Here is a 21,921-nt window from a genome sequence, read left to right as displayed (position 1 = left end):
GTCGCTAGGGCGCTGGAGTTAGACATTTCTCAAAGTCAAAAATTTATACTTTCTTATCTTAAAATAAAGGAGTACTATATGTTAAATACGTTAAAGCCTTTTTTACAGGAAGCGTGGGAAAAGTCCGGGTTTCAACAACAGACTTCCATTCAAGAAGCTGCCATTCCAATGATTCTGGAAGGACGTGACATCATTGCTGAGTCACCGACAGGGACCGGTAAGACGCTCGCATACTTGCTACCACTGTTAAATAAAATCGATGCCAATCTCCCTTCTTTACAAGCAGTTGTACTGGCCTCTTCTCAAGAGTTGGTCATGCAGGTGTATCAAGAATTTCAAAAATGGTCCGAAGGCAGCGGGATAAGAGGCACTTCGATTATTGGTGGTGCCAACTTGAAACGGCAGTTGGAAAAATTAAAAAAGCGCCCCCATGTCATCTTTGCCACACCAGGACGTTTACTGGAACTAATAAAACAGAAAAAGGTAAAGATGCATGAAGTGAAATTGGTTGTTCTTGATGAGGGAGATCAGTTACTCATTCGCGAGCATCTTAATACCGTCCAACATATTGTAAAATCAACGATGAGTGACCGCCAAGTTCTCTTGTTTTCGGCAACCATGAAACCAGCGACTGAAAAATTGGCAAGGGAAATGACGAATGAGCCCGAAGTCCTAAGAATTGAAAAAGATGAACTCGCGTCTTCTGGAGAAGTGGAGCATATTTACTTTCTGTGTGAACCACGAGATAAAATCAAGCTGCTTGAAAAAATTGCCCGCATTGAGAATAGTAAGACGCTTGCGTTTATTAATGATATTGGTGAGATTGAAGTTTTTAAAGAAAAATTGCGCTTTAAAGAACTCTCAATTGGAATCCTGCATAGTGACATGAAAAAGCTCGAGCGCCAAGCCGCATTGAAGTCTTTTCGTGATGGAAAATTGAATATGCTGATTGCGACAGATGTTGCGGCAAGAGGCCTAGATATCCAAGGGGTTACCCACGTCGTTCACATTGACTCACCGAAAGATATTACACAATACGTGCACAGGACAGGCAGAACAGGAAGAATGGGTGCCAATGGCATAGTGATTTCGCTTGTTACCGAAAGGGAAGAAAGAGAATTGAAACAGTATTGCCGTGAATTAAATGTTCCGGTCAACAAACGAGTGTTTTATAAAGGGCAGATTGCCGAAGATGGCCAAAGAGATCAAAAGCTAAGACGTTAATGTCAGGCAGTGGAGAAAAATCCACTGTCTTTTTCAATGGAAAAGGGATTTCCCACTCGTTTCTTGAAATAGTAAATGAAGAAATGGAGGGAAGAATAATGGAAAATCCAAAACTGAACAAATGGCTTGATGAGTGGCTCGAGGAAGCTACGATTACCCAGATCCAAGAAAAACTGACGAGTGGTGAGCTTACTGCTAAAGAACTAGTCTTCATGTATTTACATAGAATTTCGGTTTTCGATAACGGCCTGCACGCAATTCTTGAGGTAAATCCTGATGCCTTGCAAATTGCCGAAGCGCTAGATGCGGAACGGAAAGAATCAGGTCCGCGCGGGCAGCTGCACGGCATTCCTATTTTAATAAAAGACAATATTGATACCAATGACAAAATGCATACCAGTGCTGGATCTTTGGCATTAAAGGACTCGATAGCTCTTAAGGATTCATATGTAGCAGAGAAATTACGTAAAGCAGGAGCGGTCATTTTGGGAAAAACAAATATGACGGAGTGGGCCAATTTCATGGCAATCGGGATGAAAAGCGGTTATAGCTCACGCGGCGGTCAAGTGTTAAACCCGTATGGTCCAGGGAAATATGATGTAGGTGGCTCTAGCTCAGGCTCGGGCGCCGCGGTTGCAGCTAATTTTGCAGCGGCTGCTGTTGGAACCGAAACATCAGGGTCTATCTTAAATCCATCTGTCCAAAATTCACTAATCGGGATTAAACCAACGGTTGGACTTATCAGCCGGAGGGGAATTATTCCTATTGCCCATACACAGGATACCGCTGGACCGATGGCAAGAACGGTTGAGGATGCGGCAATCCTTTTAAATGCTCTTTGTGGGAAAGATGAGGATGATCCAATTTCCAAAACAAACCAGCTCGAAGACATTGATTTTACAGAATTTCTTTTAAAGGAGGGACTTAAAGGAAAGAGAGTTGGAATTGCGTCGGTAGGATTCCTCGAGCATTTAAGTAAAGAAAAGCAAGAAGTGGTGACAGCGGCATGGGAAATTTTGAAAACCTCAGGAGCGGTAGTTATCGAGGGCATAGAAATTCCATCAGCACGGGCAGAGTGGAAGTATGATGTGTTAACGTATGAATTTAAACCAGACCTTAATGCCTATTTAAATAATCTGAACCCATCAATCAAGGTCAGGACCTTAGCAGACCTGATTGAATTTAATAAAAAGGATGAAGAAAAAATGCTTAAGTATGGGCAGGCTGTCTTGCTGGAATCAGAAGAGACGAGCGGTTCATTAACCGAGTCCGCTTATGTTCAAGCATTGGAGTTTGACAACTACCACGCAACACAGCAAGGCATTGATTTTGTTTTAGAAAAATATGACTTGGATGTTATTGTTTTCCCTAGCGATGAAGGCTCACATATTAGTGCCAAAGCAGGCTATCCATCCATTGCAGTCCCGGCCGGTTATACATCTTCAGGGGAGCCTGTGGGAATTACCTTTGCGGGAACTGCTTTTAGTGAACCGCTATTAATCGAAGCTGCCTATGCTTATGAGCAAATGACAGGATTTCGCACAGCGCCCATCTTAGTGCGGGAATAACTACGAATGTTTTCACAGATACTATCAATGAATTTCTTGAAAAGGAGATGGTAGGTGTGGGTAGAACGAAGCTAGGTAATGCCAATGCACAGCGCAATAACAACACTAAGAAGCCGATGAAAACAAGCTCTGAACTAGTTGAATTTACAACCGGGGAAGATTTAAAGAGAAACCGTCCAAATAGCAAATAAACAAACAACGCCTCCTGCCTTTAAGTCATACAGGGGGCGTTGATTTTTATAGGTCATCCTTCTTCAAGCAATTCCAGCGCTTTTCTTGTCGGCCCCTCAATCACATCGCCGGAATAGGAATACCGTGAGCCGTGACATGGACAATCCCATGTTTTTTCGGCGCGATTCCACTCACATTCACAGCCAAGATGGGTGCAAGTTGTATCAACAATATAAAGTTTACCGTTCTCGTCTTTATAGGCGCCAGCCCTTTTTCCGTTATGCAATACGACGGAGCCCTCGCCTTCTTGCAGTTCACCCGGATCCTTTTCGACAAGTTCAAGCTTTCCTCGAAGCAGGTGCTTGGCAACATCCGCATTGGTTGTTACGATACTTTTTAAAGCTGGATCGGCATTAAATCTTGATGGTGAATAAAGTTCCTTATAGGGATTATTCCGGTCCATAACATAATCGGTCAACAAATGACCTGCTGCAATCCCCGTTGTCATCCCCCATTTTTTATAGCCGGTAGCCACCAAAATATGCTCCCGCTCAGAGGTAAGCGGACCGATATATGGCAGCTTATCTAACGTAACCATATCCTGGGCAGACCAGCGATAATCGTAGCCCTTAATCCCAAAGACCTCTTCAGCGAACGCTTCAAGTGCTTCATAATGCTTCAGCGTGTCGATTCCCTGCCCTGTTTTATGATTTTCTCCGCCAATAATAAGTAATTTTTCCCCATTAAGTGGTGTATACCGAATCGAACGGGTGGGGCTGTCCGCGCTGATATACATCCCGCCTGGATAGTCTTTATCTGTTTTAATACCGATGGCATAAGATCTGTCCGCATACATTCTTGCAAAATAGAGCCCTAGTTTATCGTAAAAAGGAAAGTGGGAGGCAATGATTACATTATTGCACGTTACTCTTTTTCCATCCTTAGTAACGACCTTAGGCTGCAGATCATCATCTTCAATGTCATCAGCTGTTGTATTTTCATAAACAGAACAACCCGCTTTTACCGCTTCATCCAAAAGAGCCCTTAAGAATTTAAGTGGGTGGTATTGGGCCTGGTTTTTCATCATTAGGGCCGCTTTTGCAGGGATATTAAATGGGATTATGTCCTTTAAATCGCCATCGATGCCTAGGCTTGTATAGGCTTCCCATTCCGTTTTAAGCTTATCTACGTACTCATCGGTTGTGGCATACATATAGGCATCTTCTTTGCTAAAATCGCAATCAATCCCATGCTCTTTGACCATACCTTCAACGAATCGAATGGCATTCATATGTGATTCAAAATAGAGCCTGGCCTTTTCTTCTCCAAAATGATTCAAATATTCATCATAAACTAAGCCATGTTGGGCTGTTAATTTTGCAGTTGTGTGGCCGGTTGTCCCATTCAAGACACTGCCGGCTTCTATCAGGGCGACCTTTTTCCCTTCCTTTGAAAGCAAATAAGCCGCGGTAATGCCGGTAATACCTGCCCCAACAATCGCGACATCCACTGAGATGTCTTGGTTTAGTTTTTGAAAGGTGGGTAGTTCTATTTCACGCCAATACGTCTTCGGAAATTGTTGGTTTTTTTCAGAACTCATATACAGGCCTCCATCATTAAAATGAACTCCTGTTTAATTTTTCCTAAAATGAAAAAAACATGTGGGAAAGGTAATAATATTATCAAGAAATGAAAAGAACCCTAATTTTCAGGGTCCTTTCCTGAATTTATAGGGTCAATTCGAGAAGCGTCCTCCGAATTTAGAGCCTCTCTTAAGAAATAAAAGATGGTGCCACCGACAAATCCTAGACAGAGGACAAATCCAATCGTTGTGACCAGCCAAATAGCCGTCATTTTGTATCCCCCTTTTTAATGCTTAAGTGCCTAAAGGTCCTAAGCTTTTCTAAACTATATGCAGAAGGGGGAACAATTCTTCCAATGATTTGCAGCTTTTGGTCTAATCCTTTTTCTTCAGTTCTGAGTAATAATCAACTTTTTTAATATTGACGCCGACAAAAGTTTCAATAATCGACTGTCCTCCTGCAATTGAGAAAATCAATATGAACACGAAGGTCACACGCGGGAAAAGCAGATAAACGCCCCCTAATAATATCGCGCTCCAAATGCCGGCACACCAATAACACTTCAATAGATAACCAAACATCGAAGTGGGGACTTCTTTTGTTTCGATACCAGCATCCGTTTCTACCTGTACCTTTTTAACAAACGGTTTGCGGATAAATTCGGTAATTTTATCAAAAACAATTAAATGAGTTAATCGGTAGCTTGCTAAAATTAACATGATGTAGGTCATCCATGAAATGTCCCTCACTTTTTCATCCTCCAAAAAAAATCACATTGGGTTTTTCGTCTACCAAACTTATTTTTTCAGTTCCTTGTATATTTTGAGCCTGAAATCAAAATTATATATTCGGAGGAGGCGAAAAAATGAAAAAATCTTTTTGGTTTAGTTTTCTGTTCTTACTATCTCTTTTTTGCATACCAAACGTTTCATTTGCCCAGCAAATCTACACTGTTCAGCCAGGGGACACGCTTTGGAAAATTGCCGTCAGGTACCAGGTAGGAATTTCTGAAATAATTTCGGCGAACCCGCAATTTAAGAATCCAAATTTAATCTACCCTGGTGAGAAGGTAAACATTCCAAGTTATGACGCAATAAAGAGTATTGAAAGTCAGGTGATGCAGTTAACTAATCAGGAACGTGCAAAAAATGGATTAAAGGCACTTACTCCAGATTGGGAGCTTTCAAGGGTCGCTCGTTATAAAGCAAATGACATGCGCGATAAAAATTACTTCAGCCATACAAGCCCAACTTACGGCAGTCCCTTTGATATGATGAAAAATTTTGGGATTACATATCGTTCGGCTGCCGAAAACATTGCTGCAGGACAAACAACACCCGCATCTGTGGTCCAATCCTGGATGAACAGCTCAGGCCACAGGGCCAATATTTTAAGTAGCCAGTCCACCTATATTGGCGTTGGCTATGCAAAGGGCGGCTCACAAAGATACTACTGGGTACAGATGTTTATTTCTAAATGAATTGTAGTGGGTCAGGTTCTTAAAGCGAAAGCTTAAGGGGCTGACCCTTTCTACGTCTTAGGACCGATATAAAAATCAAGCTCAAGCGCAATTATGAAAACAAAAGAAAAAAGGTAAGATGAAATCAAGATAAAGAAAGGAGAGAAACAAAATGAAAAAATTCGGTTTACTTTTAGCAGGTGGAATTGCCGCAATCATCTTGCTGTCAACAATCGGTCCAATGGTAGGGTTACTCGTTAGCTTGGTGGTCCTGTATTTCATATTCAAACAGTTTTTAAAAGCTGAATCTACTGGAGGAAAAATTGGTCTTGGGATCATTGGATTCATCGTCCTAATGGCCTCAATCCACAATGCACCAGCCATCATTGGCGTCGCAGCAGCCTACGTGCTTTACCTTGTTTATAAAAATTGGAACAAAAACAAACGCACTGCTGTAAAGGAAGATGCTGACCCCTTCGTCAATTTTGAAAAACAGTGGAATGACTTAAAAAATTATTAAAATAAAGGGAGAGAATAAACATGACAAACTTATTTGCTAGAATTAAAAACACAATTACCGCGGATTTACACGAGGCACTTGATAAGAAAGAAAAACAAGATCCGATTGCCTTGCTCAATCAATATCTTCGCCAATGTGAGTTGGAAACAGAAAAGGTAAGAAAGCTGTTAGAACGTCAATACACACTGAAGGATGAATTTACAAGAGAATCTCATCAGGCAGTTGAATTAGCCGAAAAAAGGAAGTATCAAGCGGAAATTGCTTCTAAAGCAGGGGAAACTGAGCTATATCAATTTGCGGCAGCCGAGCATCAGCAATATGCAGACCGTGCCAGCCGCCTAAGTGCCTCACTGGAACAAGTAAACAGTCAGCTTGGGGACTTAGAAAGAAAATATGAGGAAATGAAGCACAAGCTAAAAGACATGCACTTAAGACGCATGGATTTAATGGGCCGGGAAAATGTGACACGTGCCAATCTTCGCATCAACCAAGTGCTTGATTCAAGTACTTACTCAGATAAATCTTACTCCAAGTTTAAGGACATTGAAAACTATTTGGACCGCTTAGAGCATCAAGTGAACAGCTCCTTTTATCGAAATACCATTGATGCAAAGATTGCCCAATTAGAAAAAGAAGTGAAATTGGAAGAAAGCAAGTCCATTTAATATCAAATATGGTATTCTATAAAGGCGTAGGTTTCTACGCCTTTTGGCTATAGAAATCAACCATACATGAGTTAACCAGATATAAAAAGGAGGGCTGGCCCGATGTTTAAAAATGCAAAAAATGATTATATAGGCTGGCTGGTCGTAATCGGTGTGGTCATTCTCCTTTTGGAATTATTATTTTTCAACAGTGGGCTTATATTCTCTCTTTTTATCGCTGGCGGGATGATTTATTTAGGCCGCAAAAGGGCCGGGAAAAAGCTTGGGAAAATCCTTTTTATTGGTGGGATCATCTTCTTTGTCCTTAGTATCGTCAATATGATGACCTTCAAATTTTTATTGTTAGCTATTTTACTGCACTTTTTTATTCAATTTTTAAATTCTAAAAAGCAACCCACTAAGATTTCACCGAAAATCAACACACCCGAACCAATACAGCAGGAAGAGACCATAATTAAATCGAAGCCGCTGTTTGATAATATCTTCTTTGGTCAGCAAAAAACTCCGATTGGTGTTTATGAATGGAATGATGTAAACATCCAGTCCGGCATTGGCGATACTGTCATCGATCTCAGTTATACGATGCTGCCAGATGGAGAAGCTGTGATTTTCATTCGTAATTTGATTGGAAATATACAAATTCTCGTTCCTTATGAGATCGATGTTAGTATCCACCATTCTTGTGGTGTAGGATCGACCACGGTGTTTGGCAATCATGAATCAAAGCTTTTTAATCAGGTGTTCCATTTGAAGACGGCAGGTTATGAAAAGTCCGCACACAAAGTAAAAATTCTTACTTCGCTCATCGTCGGGAATTTAGAGGTGAGCCGGATATGAGTACAACCCAGCGCCATATTGTCTGGAGTGTCGGCTTTTCTTTTCTGATAGCAATTATTGTAGCGGCGATTTCTATCTGGGTATTCCCATTAAGCAGCTGGTCGGAATTATGGGATCAACATTTCATGGATATTCCCTATGTGATTTTCGTTCCGGCATTTAGCATTGCAGCCGGAATTTTGTTAGGCGGGGCATCAGGTCTTTTTTGGCGTAAGCAGTTTCTTGCGATTGAACACTCCCTGCATCTATTGGAGGAAGGGAAACAGACAGAGATGAAGGAGAAACCTGCCATCTTAGAAATGCAAACGATTGCTGGAAGGATTGAGAAAATTGGCAAACAAATGTCTGAGCAAGCCAAGCTTTCGCAGCGCTTAGCAACAGAAAAAGTAGAAGACCAGGAAGAAAGAATTCAGGAAATTATTGAGCAGGAACGGAACCGGCTTGCCCGTGAATTGCATGATTCTGTCAGTCAACAATTATTTGCTGCTTCAATGATGATGTCGGCAATCAATGAAACAAAGCAACAGTCAGACGTGGATAATGATCGCGAAGCTAAACAATTAAAACTAGTCGAAGAGATGATTCACCAATCACAGCTTGAAATGCGCGCACTGCTTTTACATTTGCGGCCTGTAGCCTTAAAGAATAAGACGCTTCAGGAAGGAATTGAAGAGCTATTAATCGAATTATCTCAAAAGGTAGAGATGGATATAAAATGGAAGACGGAAGCTTTTCCGATGGATAAAGGAGTGGAGGATCATCTATTCCGTATCCTTCAGGAGTCTGTGTCGAACACCCTAAGACATGCGAAAGCGAATAAACTTGAGGTTCTGATGGTGAAACGGGATGACCTTGTCATTCTTAGGATTGTCGATGACGGAGTCGGTTTCGAAGTGAACGAGATGAAGGCAGGTTCCTACGGCATGCAAAATATGCATGAGCGGGCGCTTGAAGTCGGCGGTACGTTTAAGGTCATTAGTATGAAGAATAAAGGAACAAGGCTCGAAGTGAAGGTTCCGGTGATGATTAATGGGGGTGGTGCAAATGATTAGAGTCGTCTTTGTTGATGACCATGAAATGGTAAGGATTGGGGTTTCCTCTTATTTATCGGCGCAGCCAGATATTGAGGTGGTAGGGGAAGCGTCAGATGGAAAGAAGGGTGTAGAACTTGTCCTTGAACTTCGGCCCGATATTATTTTAATGGATTTAGTCATGAAAGAGATGGATGGGATTGAAGCCACAAAGCAGATCATTGAACAATGGCCCGAAGCAAAGGTCATTATTGTGACGAGCTTTTTGGACGATGAAAAGGTCTACCCTGCCCTTGAAGCCGGGGCAACCAGCTACATGCTGAAGACCTCTAAAGCGGGTGAAATTGCCAATGCCGTCCGCGCTACATACCATGGCCAATCCGTCCTTGAACCGGAAGTAACTGGAAAAATGATGGTGAAAATGCGCCAGAAGAATACTCATCTTCCGCATGAAGAACTCACCACTCGTGAACTTGAAATATTACTCTTAATGAGTGAAGGTAAAGCGAACCAGGACATTGCCGATGAATTATTTATCGCGCTCAAAACCGTCAAAACCCATGTCAGTAATATATTAAGTAAACTTAACGTCCAAGATCGGACCCAAGCAGTCATCTATGCGTTTAAGCATTCGTTAATTAAATAAATATGAGGGCCTTCCAATGCAAATTTTGGAAGGTCTCTTTTTTTTATAAAAAGTAATTGAAAATTCTTCTCAATTACTGTTATGATATAAGTGAAAATGATTATCATTACTAATGATATTGGGGGAACTACATAAATATGAAATTACTAAAAGTCTCAGGAATTCTATTGCTATCTAGCAGTCTTCTATTTGGATGTGCCAATACGGATAAAACATCTAAACAAGAAGGGGATAAAGAAACAAAAAATACGCACTCAATGGCCCTTGATGGAGTAACCAAAGAATACCGCGAGTATGCCATTGGCCAAATTGAAGAATTTGTTAAGGCAACGGAAGCGTTTACGACGGCAGTTAAAAATGGGGAATTAGATAAAGCGAAAGCGCTTTATGGACCAGCGCGAATGTACTATGAGCGTGCCGAACCGATTGCTGAAGTGTTTGGGGACCTGGATCCCAAAATTGATGCCCGCGAAGGGGAGGTTTCGGAAGCGGAATGGGGCGGATATCATCGAATTGAAAAAGGATTATGGATTGAAAATACAACAAAAGGATATGAAACATTTGCAGAGCAGCTGATGAAAGATGTCAATCTATTACGTGCGAAGGTAGATACGGTGGAAGTGACCCCGGACCTGTTAATTACCGGAGCCGTTGACCTCTTAAATGAAGTATCTACTTCAAAGGTTACTGGTGAAGAGGATCGTTACTCCCATACCGATTTATACGACTTTGCGGCAAACGTTGAGGGGGCGGAAAAGATTTATCAGCTGTTAACCCCGGCCCTAAAGAAAAAAGATGAACAGGTTTCAAAAGAAATTCAAGCCCGCTTCGATGATGTTTATGGCTTATTGAACCAGCATAAAAAAGGTGATGGCTATAAGCTCTATACGGAACTGACAAAGGCGCAAGTGAAGGAACTCAGTCAAGCAATCGATGCACTAGCAGAGCCACTATCTCAAATAGGAATCGTTACGGAGGCGTCCTAATTGACCAACAATTCAAACAGCTTAGATCCATTAATTGAAAAAAGGCTTTCAAGACGAGATATCCTGAAAACTGCTGGAATCGGCGGGGTAGGAGTCATCCTTGGCGCATCCGGACTAGGTGGTATCCTTTCAATCAATGAAAGCAAGGCATCAACCACTGAAACAAACGGGGAAGTCGTGCCGTTTTATGGGAAACATCAAAGTGGAATCACCACGAAAACACAAAATCATGTTTATTTTGTTTCCTTAGATGTTTCAACTTCAAAAAAAGAAGATTTGGTAAAACTGTTCAAGAACTGGACAAACGCGGCGGCATTGTTGACGAAGGGGAAGGCTATGGGAGAACTTTCAGGTAATGAATTTCTACCCCCAAAGGATACGGGAGAAGCGGCGGGCTTATCAGCTTCGAACTTAACGATTACCTTTGGCGTCGGACCTAGCCTTTTTATTAAAGACAATCAAGACCGCTTTGGTTTAAAACACAAGAAGCCGAAAGAATTGGCAGACCTTCCGAAGTTTCCGCTTGATGCCTTAGAAGAGGATTGGACGGGCGGAGATCTTTGTATCCAAGCTTGTGCCGATGATTTGCAGGTGGCTTTCCACGCAGTTAGAAACCTCATTCGAATCGCTAGAGGGAAAGCGACATTACGCTGGGCACAAACAGGTTTTCAGCGAACCAAGCAGGCAGATCCGAAAAATGAAACACCAAGGAATCTCTTCGGCTTTAAAGATGGAACCGTAGGCCCGGATGTAAACAGTGAAAAACAAATGAACCAGCATGTATGGGTTCAGCCAGGGGATGGTCCTAACTGGCTCGTAAATGGGAGCTACCTCGTCGTCCGCCGGATTCAAATGTTTATCGAGGTTTGGGATCGAACAAACCTAAGAGAACAGGAAAACACCTTTGGACGGTCTCGTGATAGTGGGGCACCATTAGGACAAAAGGATGAATTTGACAAGCTTGATTTTAATCATAAAAAAGAGAATGGGGAAGATTATATCCCTGCAAACTCTCATGTTCGATTATCACATGGAGACGGATCACAGCAGATTCTGCGCAGAGCCTATTCCTATTCAAATGGAATGGACGTGAAAACAGGCAGCTTTGATGCCGGCCTGCTATTCAAATGTTTTCAGCGGACACCAAGTAAACAATTTATCCCAATCCAAAATAGATTAGCAAAAATGGATAAATTAAATGAATATACAATCCACCGGGGAAGTGCCATTTTTGCTTGTTTACCAGGGACAAAACAGGGTGGTTTTATAGGAGAAACACTTTTTAACTAGTGTTTTCCCTTTACAGAGGAGAGAGATGGATGCAGCGATTAACTACCATATTTAAGCCTTTATTATTACTAACCGCATTTTTTGTTCTTTTACAAACAACCCAACCGGTGGCAGCTGAGGAAAACCATGATGAACTATTTGTGCTTATTGGTGATAGTTTAATGAAAGCAAAAGCTGGCGAGCAAGAGGTCGTTGCAAAAAATATGGAGCAGTTTGCAAATGAATGGAAAACCTTAAGGAAAGCGGATAGCAAACAGGCAAAAAAGGTCGATCAGGAATTTAAAAAGGTTCAAAGATTACTAGCCAAAAAGAAAGTAGAAAAAGAGGAACTTTCAAATAGCCTATCCTCCCTTTCAAGTGCGGTGGTTATGTATGAGGAGGAACAAAATCCTCAAGATAAGGAAAAAGGACGTGAACAGGTAAAGCAGATACTTCCACTCATAATCAATTTGGAAGCTGCGATCGAAAAACAAGAAGGTGCTGGTTTAAAAATTCAATACCAAAAATTATTGAACCAGTGGACTGCCTCTGAAAAAGCAGTCCATGATGAAAGTATTGCGACATATGGGAACATTGAAAAGTACATGGCCCTCATTCGAATCGCACTCACACAGGAACCTGCTGATTTGGAAAAGGCAGGGCAAAATTTAGAACAATTAACAAATGTAGTGGAAAGCTTTTTAGCGGGAAAGGTTTCAAAGCAGCTTGAAGGAAACTATACACTGACGGATTTATCCGCCTTATTAAGTAAAGCGGAAAAGCAGATATCACAAAATGATTACCAGAGTGCTAGTAAACAATTAAACGAAATCCTGACCATTTGGCCAATGCTGGAAGGAGATGTTCAGACTAGAGACAGCGGGCTGTATAGTGAAATTGAAACCAAGATTCCTACCGCAATCAGTATCTTAAATTCAGAAAATGTGAAGGCCCAAAAAGCCTCAGAAATCGTTAAGGATTTAAACAACCGGCTTGCCCCGTTAATGAGCAAAACCAATTACTCTTTCTGGGATGCGGCTCTTATTTTATTACGAGAGGGTTTAGAGTGCTTATTAATTGTCGCAACGCTCATTGCTTTCCTGAAAAAAATGGGGCAATCCTCCAAGCAAAAGTGGATTTGGTCCGGGGTAATCGCTGGTATTTTGGCCAGTGCAGTCCTAGCAATCATCATCAACATCGTTTTTTCACAAATTGTTGCCGCATCTAGCAGAGAATATATTGAAGGAATAACCGGCGTTGTTGCCGTTGTCATGATGCTGACTATTGGGGCATGGCTCCATAATAAGTCGAGTATAGGAAATTGGAATAAGTATATTAATCAACAAATGCAGCAAGCAATCGCGAAAGGAAGCCTTCTCTCATTTACGTTTATTAGTTTCCTGTCTGTTTTCCGCGAAGGGGCAGAGACGATTATTTTCTATGCGGGAATTACTCCTTATATAAGCTTGGCGCAGCTCGTAACCGGAGTTATTCTAGCGCTTGCCATTTTAACCGTTGTTGGCTTCGCAATCATTAAATACAGCGTAAAAATTCCAATCCGCCTATTCTTTAGTGCGGCAACACTATTAATTTACTTTTTGGCCTTTAAAATTCTGGGCATCAGTATTCATGCCTTGCAGGTTTCTAAAGTGGTTTCAACGACCACGGTTGAAAGATTGCCATTCATTGATTGGCTCGGGCTGTATCCAACATGGGAAACAACTTTAACCCAATTACTGTTACTACTTGTGATTATTACCCTTACCGTTGTGGTTAGAAAAAATGATGGTAAACAGATTATTCCTACTAATGTTTAAAATGGGCCAATTGGGCCCTTTTTTTAGTGGTTTGGAAAATTCCCCTACTATTCGAAGAACTTGTCTCATAAGTTTATAAAAGTGAGTTTGATATGAAGGGGAGTAAGAAAGTTGGCAATTTACTACAAGGGGATAATCTTTTTAGCAGCTGCGGCCTTTTTAGGGGAAGGGATTGAAATCCTGGTGAATATGATCCTAGCAAGGGAGTTGGGGTCACACGGGTTAGGGCTTTATATGTCGATTTTGCCATCGATTTTTTTAATTGTCTTACTGTCCAGCTTCGAACTGCCAGTATCGATTTCAAAATTCATTGCAGAGAAAGAAGACCGCTACCACCGAAATATTCTTTATCATGCGATTACGATTACGATTGTTTTCACAGCGGTCCTATTGTTATTAGCCACTGCAATCATCCCGTTTATCCCCGTATTTAACGGGTATCATCCCTATGTAAGATGGCTCGTATTGATCTTAATTCCGATTATTTCCTTCACCTCTGTTGCCAGGGGATATTTTATGGGAAGACAGCAGATGGGGAAAATAGCGGTCTCCAATTTTTTAAGAAAAACCATTCAATTAGGGGTTTTGTTTGGTCTATTTCGTTTCATTGCCTTTGACGCTGAAAAAGCTTTATTAATCGCAATTGGCACGCTGATTGGCAGCGAAATTATTGTATTCCTATATTTGATTTATATGTTTATTATCCAATTTCAACAATTGAAACGACAGCCTTTTTCTAATATGAATCGCAAGGTGGTACGGAAAAATTTAATGGCTGTATCCATACCAACGACAGGCTTACGCTTATTTTCAGCCTTCACCAATGCGATTCAGCCCTTCATAATTAAGGCGGCATTGGTCCGATCCGGAATGACAGCTACACTGGCAACAGAGCATTTTGGAATGCTGATGGGCGTGGCGATTTCGATAGGTTTTTTTCCAGCCTTTATAGCCCATTCTTTAATGGTTGTTCTCATCCCGGCCGTGTCCAAGATGCACTCACAACGGGATTTCCCGAGCCTGCAAAAGATGCTCCAACAGGTGATGATGCTCACCTTTGTTTACGGAATCGCGGCAGTGGCCATTTTCTACTTCTTTGCACCACAATTAACGTCGCTATTTTTCAAATCTGAAACACCTGCCCTTTATTTACAATTGCTTTGGCCTTTTTTCTTATTTCACTTTTTTATTATGCCGATGCAGGCCTTTCTGATTGGCCTCGATTTGTTAAAAGAAGCTTTCTTTCATATTGTTTGGTCGATTATCATATCGTTCGGCCTCATTCTATGGCTTGCTTCTATGCCTGAATGGCAAATGAATGGCGTGATTATTGGGATGAATACAGGCTCGGTTTTGCTAGCCCTCATGCATTATTTAACCATCTGCAAGAAAATCGGCGTATCCATTTTTATGAAAGGCCTCATTCAAAAACAAACTGGGAGATAAACGTTGAAAATCAACCAGGAAGTGTAGGGGATGTGGGGGCCTTTTCCGTCTAATAGGATATAGGTTATTTTTATGGATGGAAAGGACGGATCACATGCTTGAAGGATTTTCTCACTCTTTTGAGGAATTAGTAAAAGAACATGGAACAGCCATTTTTAAATATATTTTAACATTAGTAAAACATAAAGAACTTGCCGAGGACCTTTATCAGGAGGTATTACTGTCAGCCTATTTGGCATATCCTTCAATTAAGGAGCAATCGAAATACAAAAGCTGGCTGTTTACGATTGCGATTAATAAATGCCGTGATTACTGGCGCAAAGAAAATAAGTCAAAGCATTTTTGGAAAGAAGAGGTTTATTCTTACTCAGCCTCATTCGAACCATCCTCGATACCTGAGGAGGAAATCCTGCATAAGTTCTCTGCCCAGCAAATGGCTGAAAAGGTAAGTCTATTACCGGAAATCTATCGCAATCCTATCTATCTTTATTACTATCAGGATTTAACGCTAATCGAAATAGCGAAGAAAACCAATCTGCCCATGTCGACAGTGAAAACCAGAATGAAAAGGGCGAAGGAACGACTTCGTCCCAAAATGCGGTCCCTTGCCTGACGGCTCCATTCTTAGTCTGAAAATATTCGTTGAAAAGGGGAAGGTTTTAAATGACTGGAAAAGGAACAAAAAAGGTCCCGGTACAGCTACAGCCATTTATTTCAAAACAATATTACCAACGCTATACACCAATCGATCATGCGGTGTGGCGCTTTGTGATGAGGCAAAATCATTATTTTCTAAAAGAAATCGCCCATCCAGCCTATGTTAATGGCCTAATTGATTCAGGAATCAAAACTGAATCCATCCCAAAGGTAGATGATATGAATACGAGTCTTGCAAAAGTAGGCTGGGGGGCCGTGACGATTGATGGGTTAATTCCTGGGGCAGCCTTTTATGGATTTCTGGCAAACAGGCTATTACCAATTGCGACGGAATTAAGAAAGGTACAAAATATTGCCTACACCCCGGCCCCAGATATGATTCATGAGGCGGCCGGACATGCACCGATTTTATTAGATGAATCATACCGGGAATTTGTAAGAAAGGTCGGTGAAATGGGATCCAAGGCTCTCTCTAGTAAAGAGAAACTGGAGGTATTTATGGCGGTCCGCCATTTAACAATCGTTGCAGAGGACCCAAAATCGACTCCAGAGCAAGTGAAGGAAGCAGAAATGAAAGTGGCTGAAGCACGAAAGAAGGTTCAAGGTTTATCTGAAGCCGACCAGGTTTCGCGGCTTTTTTGGTGGACAGTTGAATATGGCTTAGTTGGCGAGCTAAGCAATCCTAAAATTTATGGGGCTGGTTTGCTTTCGTCGGTAGGCGAGAGCAAAAGCTGTTTAGCAGATGATGTCCGAAAAATTCCCTTTACCGTTGAAGAATGTGTGAAAACCGCCTATGATGTCACAAAACCACAGCCGCAATTATTTGTATGTAAGAACTTTTCCGAACTAGCGTCGGCAGTCGATCAATTTGCTGCAACGATGGCATTCCGGAAGGGTGGGACGGAAAGTCTCGAGAAAGCCTTACTATCCGATAGCATCGCAACGCTTGTCTTTTCATCCGGCTTGCAAGTAACGGGCACGGTAGCGACGATTTTGAAGGATGAGAATGGAGAGGCCGTTTATTTCCGTACAAAAGGACCAACAGCGTTAGCACTTGATAATAAACAACTGAATGGTCATGGCATTGAAACACATCGCAAAGGCTTTGGAACACCAATTGGTCGTTTAGAAGGTAATGTTGTTTTAGAAAATTGCTCGTTTGCGCAATTAAATGATTTAGGAATTATTAATGGAAGCTTAGCGGTGCTGAAATTTAAAAGCGGTGTAAACGTCTCGGGGGTCGTGAAGGATATCTTATTATCAAATGGGAAACCAATCTTAATCTCCTTTAAGGATTGTCAAGTGACCTATAAGGAGCAGGTCCTTTTTGAACCAGCATGGGGAACGTTTGATATGGCCGTTGGTGCTGCCATTACTTCCGTATTTGCCGGCGCAGCCGACCCAGATACTTATTTCAATTGGCCAGTAAAAGATGATAGCTGGGAAATAGTGGAGCAGCAGAGTTTGAATGAATTAGAAAATTTATATAAAGAAATCCGCACTATCCGTGAGGGTGCCGAATGGAATGAGCAGGGTTTATTCCATGTGAACGAGGTTTTAAGGATTTTGAATGAAAGCTATCCAAATGAGTGGTTACTGCGCCTTGAAATCCTAGAACTTTATAAAATGCACAATGAAAGTCATCCCAATGTCACTAGTTTAGTAAAGATGCTGAAAACCACTGACTGGGGTCCTTCCGTTAAACAAATGATTCAACGCGGACTAACTTTAATAAATAATAGCTAAAACAAAAGGAGCTTGGAATCATCCAAGCTCCTTTTGTTTTATTAGTCTTTGCTGGAAACAATCCCTAAAATACGAAGGATGCTGATGAATAGGTTAATAAAATCCAAGTATAAGTTTAAGGCCATCAAGGGGACATCTTCTGCTCTTACACCGTAATGCTTCATTCGGCTAAAATCAAAGAGAACATAGCCGCTAAAAACTAACACACCAATAAATGAGTAAGCGAGCATGCCTGTTGAGCCTAATGGGAAGAAGATATTAAAAATCGATATCGCTACTAAAGCTAGCAAGGCAGCAAGCAGGAATCCACCTAAAAAGGAAAAGTTATGTTTTGATTTTGTTGCGTAAATGGCAACCCCCGTAAAAACAACAGTCGTACTGGCAAAGGCCATGACAACTACGTTTGCGCCTACAGTAGCTAAGTAATAGGATACAATCGGATACAAGGTAACCCCTGATATAAACGTGAAAATGTAAAGGAATGAATATGAAATTGCCTTTTTCTTTCTAAAGAAGAAAGCTACTAACAGCATGACAAATTCTAGAATCGCTAATGGCATAAATAAACTTGGTGGTACAAATACACCTGCCATTGTGCCAAGGAAGGCAATCGCAAGCGACAGGGCAAACGTTCGTAAGACCGATGGCAAAAATTCAGTAGATGTTTGTGTATACAATTTTTTCACCTCAAAATTAATTTGTTATTAGAATATACGAGGAAGTGGTCAAGATGTTTCATTTTTTCTTGAAATTTCTTTATCTTCTTTTAATAAATCGCGGATTTCAGCTAAAAGCTCCTCTGAACGATCTACTTTCGCAACCACAGGGGCTAGCTCCTCTTTCTTTTTAAAACGGTTAAGAAGCTTTATAAAGAGGAAAATTGAAAAAGAGATAATAAAGAAATCCACAACGGTTTGAATAAATTGACCATATTTTAATGTCCCATAAGCAAGTTTACTAAAATCGGTTACCCCGATAATAAGCGCAATCAATGGCATAATAACATCGGCGACGAGGGAAGAAACGATTTTGCCGAATGCACCGCCGATAATGACCCCGACCGCTAAATCGATGACGTTGCCTTTCATGGCAAACTGTTTAAATTCACTCCACATGAATGGCACCTCCGGAAGATTAGGTTATTTCTTAAATATCCATTGTATCCTTTAACATAGTACAATTGCAATCGCTATGTTTTTCCAACATAGAAAAAAGAGCAGGAAGAACCTGCTCTTTTATAGGCTGTAAGAGTGTTGTCTAGCTCCAGCGCCCAGCGGCTAGTGGACTTCGCCCTTTTCCCTACGATAAGTCAACATCGGATCGCTTATCGCTCTCCGTGTTTCCTTTATCTCAGTCAAAGTGCTCCAGTCCATACGCCGCTAACCGGGCGCTTCCGCTTTTCTATTTAAAACGCCCAGTTTCCTTTTCTAAATACAGGTTCCGATTTACCATCGGCTGTAATTCCGTCGATGTCCATTTCCGCTGAACCAATCATGAAATCAACGTGGGTGAGACTTTCATTAAGCCCATTCTTCTCCAATTCTTCAGAAGACATAGTCTTGCCGCCCTCAATACAGAAGGAATAGGCACTTCCGATTGCTAAATGGTTGGAGGCGTTTTCGTCAAACAAGGTATTGAAGAAAAGAACATTGGACTGTGAAATAGGTGAGTCGTAAGGAACAAGCGCGACTTCACCAAGATAATGTGAGCCTTCATCCGTATCCACAAGACGCTTCAAAATCTCTTCGCCTTCCTCCGCTTTTACGCCGACAATTTTTCCATTTTCAAAGGTAATCGAAAAGCGGTCAATGATATTGCCGCCATAACTTAACGGCTTTGTACTTGCCACAGTACCGTTAACACCTGTTTTCAACGGGACAGTGAAGACTTCTTCTGTCGGCATGTTGGCCATAAATTCAAATCCCTTTTCATTCACGCTGCCGGCTCCAACCCAAAGATGTTTTTCCGGAAGCTCAATCGTTAAGTCGGTGCCAGGTGCTGTATAATGAAGCTTCTGATATCGTTTTTCATTTAAATAGTCAACCTTGGCATGAAGGGTTTCGTCGTGTTCTTTCCATGCCTCTACTGGATTTTCAACGTCGACACGAGTAGCTTTGATAATCGCATCCCAAAGCTTGCTTACTTGGGTTTCAGCAGGTTCATCCGGGAATACTTTAGCTGCCCATGCCGGTGATGCTGCTGCAATGACGGTCCAGCTGACTTTGTCTGACATCGTTGCTTTTCGGTAATTTTTTAACGCCGTGCCAGCGGCTTTATTGAAGTTTGAAATACGTTCAGGATCGACGCCTTTTAATAAATCAGGGCTCGAAGATACGACTGACATAAAGGCTGCGCCTTTGTCAGCGAGCTCTTCCATTTCTTTTGCACGCCAAACTGGGTACTCTTGGAAGGCATCATTCGGTGCTAAATCATATTTTGTTCTTGTAACAGTATCATCGTTCCAGTTGACAACGACATTCTTCGCCCCTGTTTCATAGGCCTTTTTTACAATTAAACGGACAAATTCAGCAGCATCGATGGAGGCATTGATGGCCAACGTTTGACCTGGCTGAACATTAACGCCTACCTTAACGGCCAGCTCAGCATATTTCTCAAGGTTTTTTTGAAATTCAGTCATATGTATAATCTCCTTTTTCAGAATCTTCCTATATTGTAGCCTTTTTAATTGGAAAAAGAAACCGAGAGCTTCTAGTCTAAAAACACAAAAAAAAGTAAAGATTTTCATCTCTACCCTAGCTTGCTACCATATACTTTTATATTAAAATAAACCCCTGCGGAAAATAGGACTAAAAATGTAATAATGCCTGACAATGAAGTTGGAGCCATGAACTGTGACAATTCCATTAATTCCACCGCCCTTATAATAGAAAACCTTTACAAGTTAATTATAATATTAAAAGGGTCAAATGTGAACAATTTAGTACAATTTTTTGACGAAATTTTGAATCTTTAAGATCCTTGAGAAATAAAAAAGCACAAAAAGTGCCTTTTCATGTTTGCGTTCCCATTTTCTGCTTTTCAAACGTATAGAACATGACCCAATAGATGACAGCACTTAATAAGGCAAGCAAAGCTAAGAAAATGAAGGTCCAGCCATATCCGATCCAAACGGTCATTGGAATGGATAGTGGAGCAATGGTACGACTAATGGTAAATCGTAAGCTTGCGGCGGCGAAATATTGACCCCTCATATGGTCAGGGGCAAGCCTGGAAACGAAGCTTTGCTGGAGCCCGGCCCCCATTAATTCAGCAAATGTAAATACAGCCATGGCCAAAATGAACCCCCAAATCATCGAGGTTTGGCTGAAAAGGACTATTGAAATGGCGTAGACGACTGAGGAGAGAACAAACACATTTCGTTCATAATATTTTCCCATCCATTTCGTTACAAAAACGGTCAAAAGGGCAACGATGAAACCATTCTCAGCAAGGACAATTCCAAATGCCTGCTCCCCTTTAACGGCAAATGACCAGTCCCCTATGGAAAAGAGAGTTTGACTTTTGATGACATCCTTAATATAAACAGGAATTAATAAGTCCAATTGCATAAACGTCTGCCCAGCTAAAACACCTGCAATGATAAAGAGCAGGAAGGTTTTATCTTTAATAATAAGCGCATAATCCATCAGCTGGTTTTTTAAAAAATAATACCATTTCCCGTCGCTTGAAATAGCCTTTTTTTGAACAGGGGCTGTTTCCCGTGTCCATTTGGCTAAAATCAACCCGAGCATTATGCATACAGCAGCCGCAACGAGCAGTAGCTGAAAGCGATAATGAACATAAAAAATAGCACCTAAAATCGGGCCTACGACAACCGCTATATTAATGGACGTATAAAAAATAGCAAATACATTGCTCCGATCTTTTTCGTCGACGACATCGGCTACCATTGCTTGGCTGGCAGGCCAGTAAAAGGACCCAAACACACCGGCAACCGCAAACGAAACAAACCCAAGCCATGGCGATTGAAGCCACGGTGAACTTGCGATGGCGAAGCTTAAGAATGAAAGACCCTGACCAATAGCAGAAAGGACCATCATCCGTTTCCGTCCAAACCGGTCGGCACAGTAGCCGCCCATCAAATTGGCAAATACGGAAAATACCTGCGAAAAGACTAATAATAAACCTGCTTTACTTTTACCGAACTCTTCTGCAAAATAAATCGTTAAAAACGGAAAAAACATCCAAAAGGTTATGTTCATCATTGCTTCACTAAACAAGCGAACCTTTAAATTTGGATCCCAATCCCTAATCCTCATACCTAAATCCCCGTTT

At 41.4% G+C, this 21,921-nt stretch carries 22 protein-coding genes; 15 read left to right on the top strand and 7 right to left on the bottom strand.

All coding sequences use genetic code 11. From position 1 onward, the window contains the following. The first annotated feature begins 78 nt into the window (after positions 1 to 78). From BSO02S_RS16095 to ypzF, 3 genes are all read left to right on the top strand, one after another. On the top strand, positions 79 to 1,224 hold the full coding sequence (locus BSO02S_RS16095; RefSeq protein ID WP_066069467.1) for a DEAD/DEAH box helicase: 1,146 nt from the start codon (positions 79 to 81) through the stop codon (positions 1,222 to 1,224). 98 nt (positions 1,225 to 1,322) lie between these two features. Continuing rightward, entirely contained in the window at positions 1,323 to 2,792 is a 1,470-nt protein-coding gene (locus BSO02S_RS16090; protein ID WP_066069473.1) for an amidase family protein, read from the top strand. Positions 2,793 to 2,839: 47 nt separating this feature from the next. Continuing rightward, a complete protein-coding gene (ypzF, locus tag BSO02S_RS28305; RefSeq protein WP_501193486.1) occupies positions 2,840 to 2,983 on the top strand; it encodes a protein YpzF in 144 nt (47 codons plus the stop codon). Positions 2,984 to 3,036: 53 nt separating this feature from the next. Here the strand turns inward: ypzF and BSO02S_RS16085 are convergent, their stop codons facing one another. The 3 genes from BSO02S_RS16085 to BSO02S_RS16080 form a co-directional block, all read right to left on the bottom strand. Further along, the gene (locus BSO02S_RS16085) at positions 3,037 to 4,563 is read right to left on the bottom strand and encodes an FAD-dependent oxidoreductase (RefSeq protein ID WP_066069465.1); all 1,527 of its coding nucleotides are present in this window, start codon (positions 4,561 to 4,563) and stop codon (positions 3,037 to 3,039) included. 101 nt (positions 4,564 to 4,664) lie between these two features. Then, entirely contained in the window at positions 4,665 to 4,817 is a 153-nt protein-coding gene (locus BSO02S_RS27550; protein WP_169802758.1) for a hypothetical protein, read from the bottom strand. Between the two features lie 103 nt (positions 4,818 to 4,920). Next, positions 4,921 to 5,295 (bottom strand): DUF1360 domain-containing protein, encoded by a 375-nt coding sequence (locus BSO02S_RS16080; protein WP_096190894.1) that lies wholly within the window; start codon positions 5,293 to 5,295, stop codon positions 4,921 to 4,923. Between the two features lie 116 nt (positions 5,296 to 5,411). Between BSO02S_RS16080 and safA the strand changes: the two genes are divergently transcribed. From safA to BSO02S_RS16020, 12 genes are all read left to right on the top strand, one after another. Beyond that, positions 5,412 to 6,026 (top strand): SafA/ExsA family spore coat assembly protein, encoded by a 615-nt coding sequence (gene safA / locus BSO02S_RS16075; RefSeq protein WP_066069461.1) that lies wholly within the window; start codon positions 5,412 to 5,414, stop codon positions 6,024 to 6,026. 151 nt (positions 6,027 to 6,177) lie between these two features. Beyond that, on the top strand, positions 6,178 to 6,525 hold the full coding sequence (locus BSO02S_RS16070) for a lmo0954 family membrane protein (RefSeq protein WP_066069459.1): 348 nt from the start codon (positions 6,178 to 6,180) through the stop codon (positions 6,523 to 6,525). Between the two features lie 20 nt (positions 6,526 to 6,545). After that, positions 6,546 to 7,190: a PspA/IM30 family protein gene (locus BSO02S_RS16065; RefSeq protein WP_066069456.1), complete on the top strand. Its 645-nt coding sequence runs from the start codon at positions 6,546 to 6,548 to the stop codon at positions 7,188 to 7,190. 102 nt (positions 7,191 to 7,292) lie between these two features. After that, entirely contained in the window at positions 7,293 to 8,027 is a 735-nt protein-coding gene (gene liaF, locus BSO02S_RS16060) for a cell wall-active antibiotics response protein LiaF (protein ID WP_066069452.1), read from the top strand. Further along, on the top strand, positions 8,024 to 9,079 hold the full coding sequence (locus BSO02S_RS16055; protein WP_066069450.1) for a sensor histidine kinase: 1,056 nt from the start codon (positions 8,024 to 8,026) through the stop codon (positions 9,077 to 9,079). The genes liaF and BSO02S_RS16055 overlap by 4 nt, the downstream gene beginning before the upstream one ends. Continuing rightward, positions 9,072 to 9,704, top strand: a complete 633-nt coding sequence (locus BSO02S_RS16050; RefSeq protein WP_066069447.1) for a response regulator transcription factor — start codon at positions 9,072 to 9,074, stop codon at positions 9,702 to 9,704. Before BSO02S_RS16055 ends, BSO02S_RS16050 begins: the two co-directional genes overlap by 8 nt. 137 nt (positions 9,705 to 9,841) lie before the next feature. Then, positions 9,842 to 10,690 carry an iron uptake system protein EfeO gene (gene efeO, locus BSO02S_RS16045; protein ID WP_066069444.1) on the top strand — a complete coding sequence of 283 codons (849 nt, stop codon included), beginning with the start codon at positions 9,842 to 9,844 and terminating at the stop codon, positions 10,688 to 10,690. Continuing rightward, positions 10,691 to 11,980, top strand: coding sequence for an iron uptake transporter deferrochelatase/peroxidase subunit (gene efeB / locus BSO02S_RS16040; protein ID WP_066069441.1), 1,290 nt, complete (start codon positions 10,691 to 10,693; stop codon positions 11,978 to 11,980). Positions 11,981 to 12,009: 29 nt separating this feature from the next. Continuing rightward, positions 12,010 to 13,776 carry an FTR1 family iron permease gene (locus BSO02S_RS16035; protein ID WP_066069438.1) on the top strand — a complete coding sequence of 589 codons (1,767 nt, stop codon included), beginning with the start codon at positions 12,010 to 12,012 and terminating at the stop codon, positions 13,774 to 13,776. A gap of 111 nt (positions 13,777 to 13,887) precedes the next feature. Further along, positions 13,888 to 15,222: a polysaccharide biosynthesis protein gene (locus BSO02S_RS16030; RefSeq protein WP_066069435.1), complete on the top strand. Its 1,335-nt coding sequence runs from the start codon at positions 13,888 to 13,890 to the stop codon at positions 15,220 to 15,222. A 76-nt stretch (positions 15,223 to 15,298) separates the two neighbouring features. Beyond that, a complete protein-coding gene (locus BSO02S_RS16025) occupies positions 15,299 to 15,835 on the top strand; it encodes an RNA polymerase sigma factor (RefSeq protein ID WP_066069432.1) in 537 nt (178 codons plus the stop codon). A 50-nt stretch (positions 15,836 to 15,885) separates the two neighbouring features. Further along, positions 15,886 to 17,625 carry an aromatic amino acid hydroxylase gene (locus BSO02S_RS16020; RefSeq protein WP_066069429.1) on the top strand — a complete coding sequence of 580 codons (1,740 nt, stop codon included), beginning with the start codon at positions 15,886 to 15,888 and terminating at the stop codon, positions 17,623 to 17,625. A 41-nt stretch (positions 17,626 to 17,666) separates the two neighbouring features. Here BSO02S_RS16020 and BSO02S_RS16015 read toward each other — a convergent pair whose 3' ends face one another. From BSO02S_RS16015 to BSO02S_RS16000, 4 genes are all read right to left on the bottom strand, one after another. Beyond that, complete coding sequence (locus tag BSO02S_RS16015) at positions 17,667 to 18,302, bottom strand: Bax inhibitor-1/YccA family protein (RefSeq protein ID WP_066069426.1); 636 nt, start codon at positions 18,300 to 18,302, stop codon at positions 17,667 to 17,669. 48 nt (positions 18,303 to 18,350) lie between these two features. Next, complete coding sequence (gene mscL / locus BSO02S_RS16010) at positions 18,351 to 18,740, bottom strand: large-conductance mechanosensitive channel protein MscL (RefSeq protein WP_066069423.1); 390 nt, start codon at positions 18,738 to 18,740, stop codon at positions 18,351 to 18,353. Between the two features lie 290 nt (positions 18,741 to 19,030). After that, positions 19,031 to 20,263, bottom strand: a complete 1,233-nt coding sequence (locus BSO02S_RS16005) for an aminopeptidase (protein ID WP_066069419.1) — start codon at positions 20,261 to 20,263, stop codon at positions 19,031 to 19,033. Positions 20,264 to 20,636: 373 nt separating this feature from the next. Next, positions 20,637 to 21,905: an MDR family MFS transporter gene (locus BSO02S_RS16000; protein WP_066069416.1), complete on the bottom strand. Its 1,269-nt coding sequence runs from the start codon at positions 21,903 to 21,905 to the stop codon at positions 20,637 to 20,639. Positions 21,906 to 21,921 lie beyond the last annotated feature (16 nt).

The organism is Neobacillus soli NBRC 102451, from assembly GCF_001591665.1.
Classification (GTDB): Bacteria; Bacillota; Bacilli; order Bacillales; family Cytobacillaceae; genus Neobacillus; species Neobacillus soli.
The sequence above is the reverse complement of the archived record's forward strand: the minus strand, read 5'-3'. Positions and strand labels throughout refer to the sequence as shown.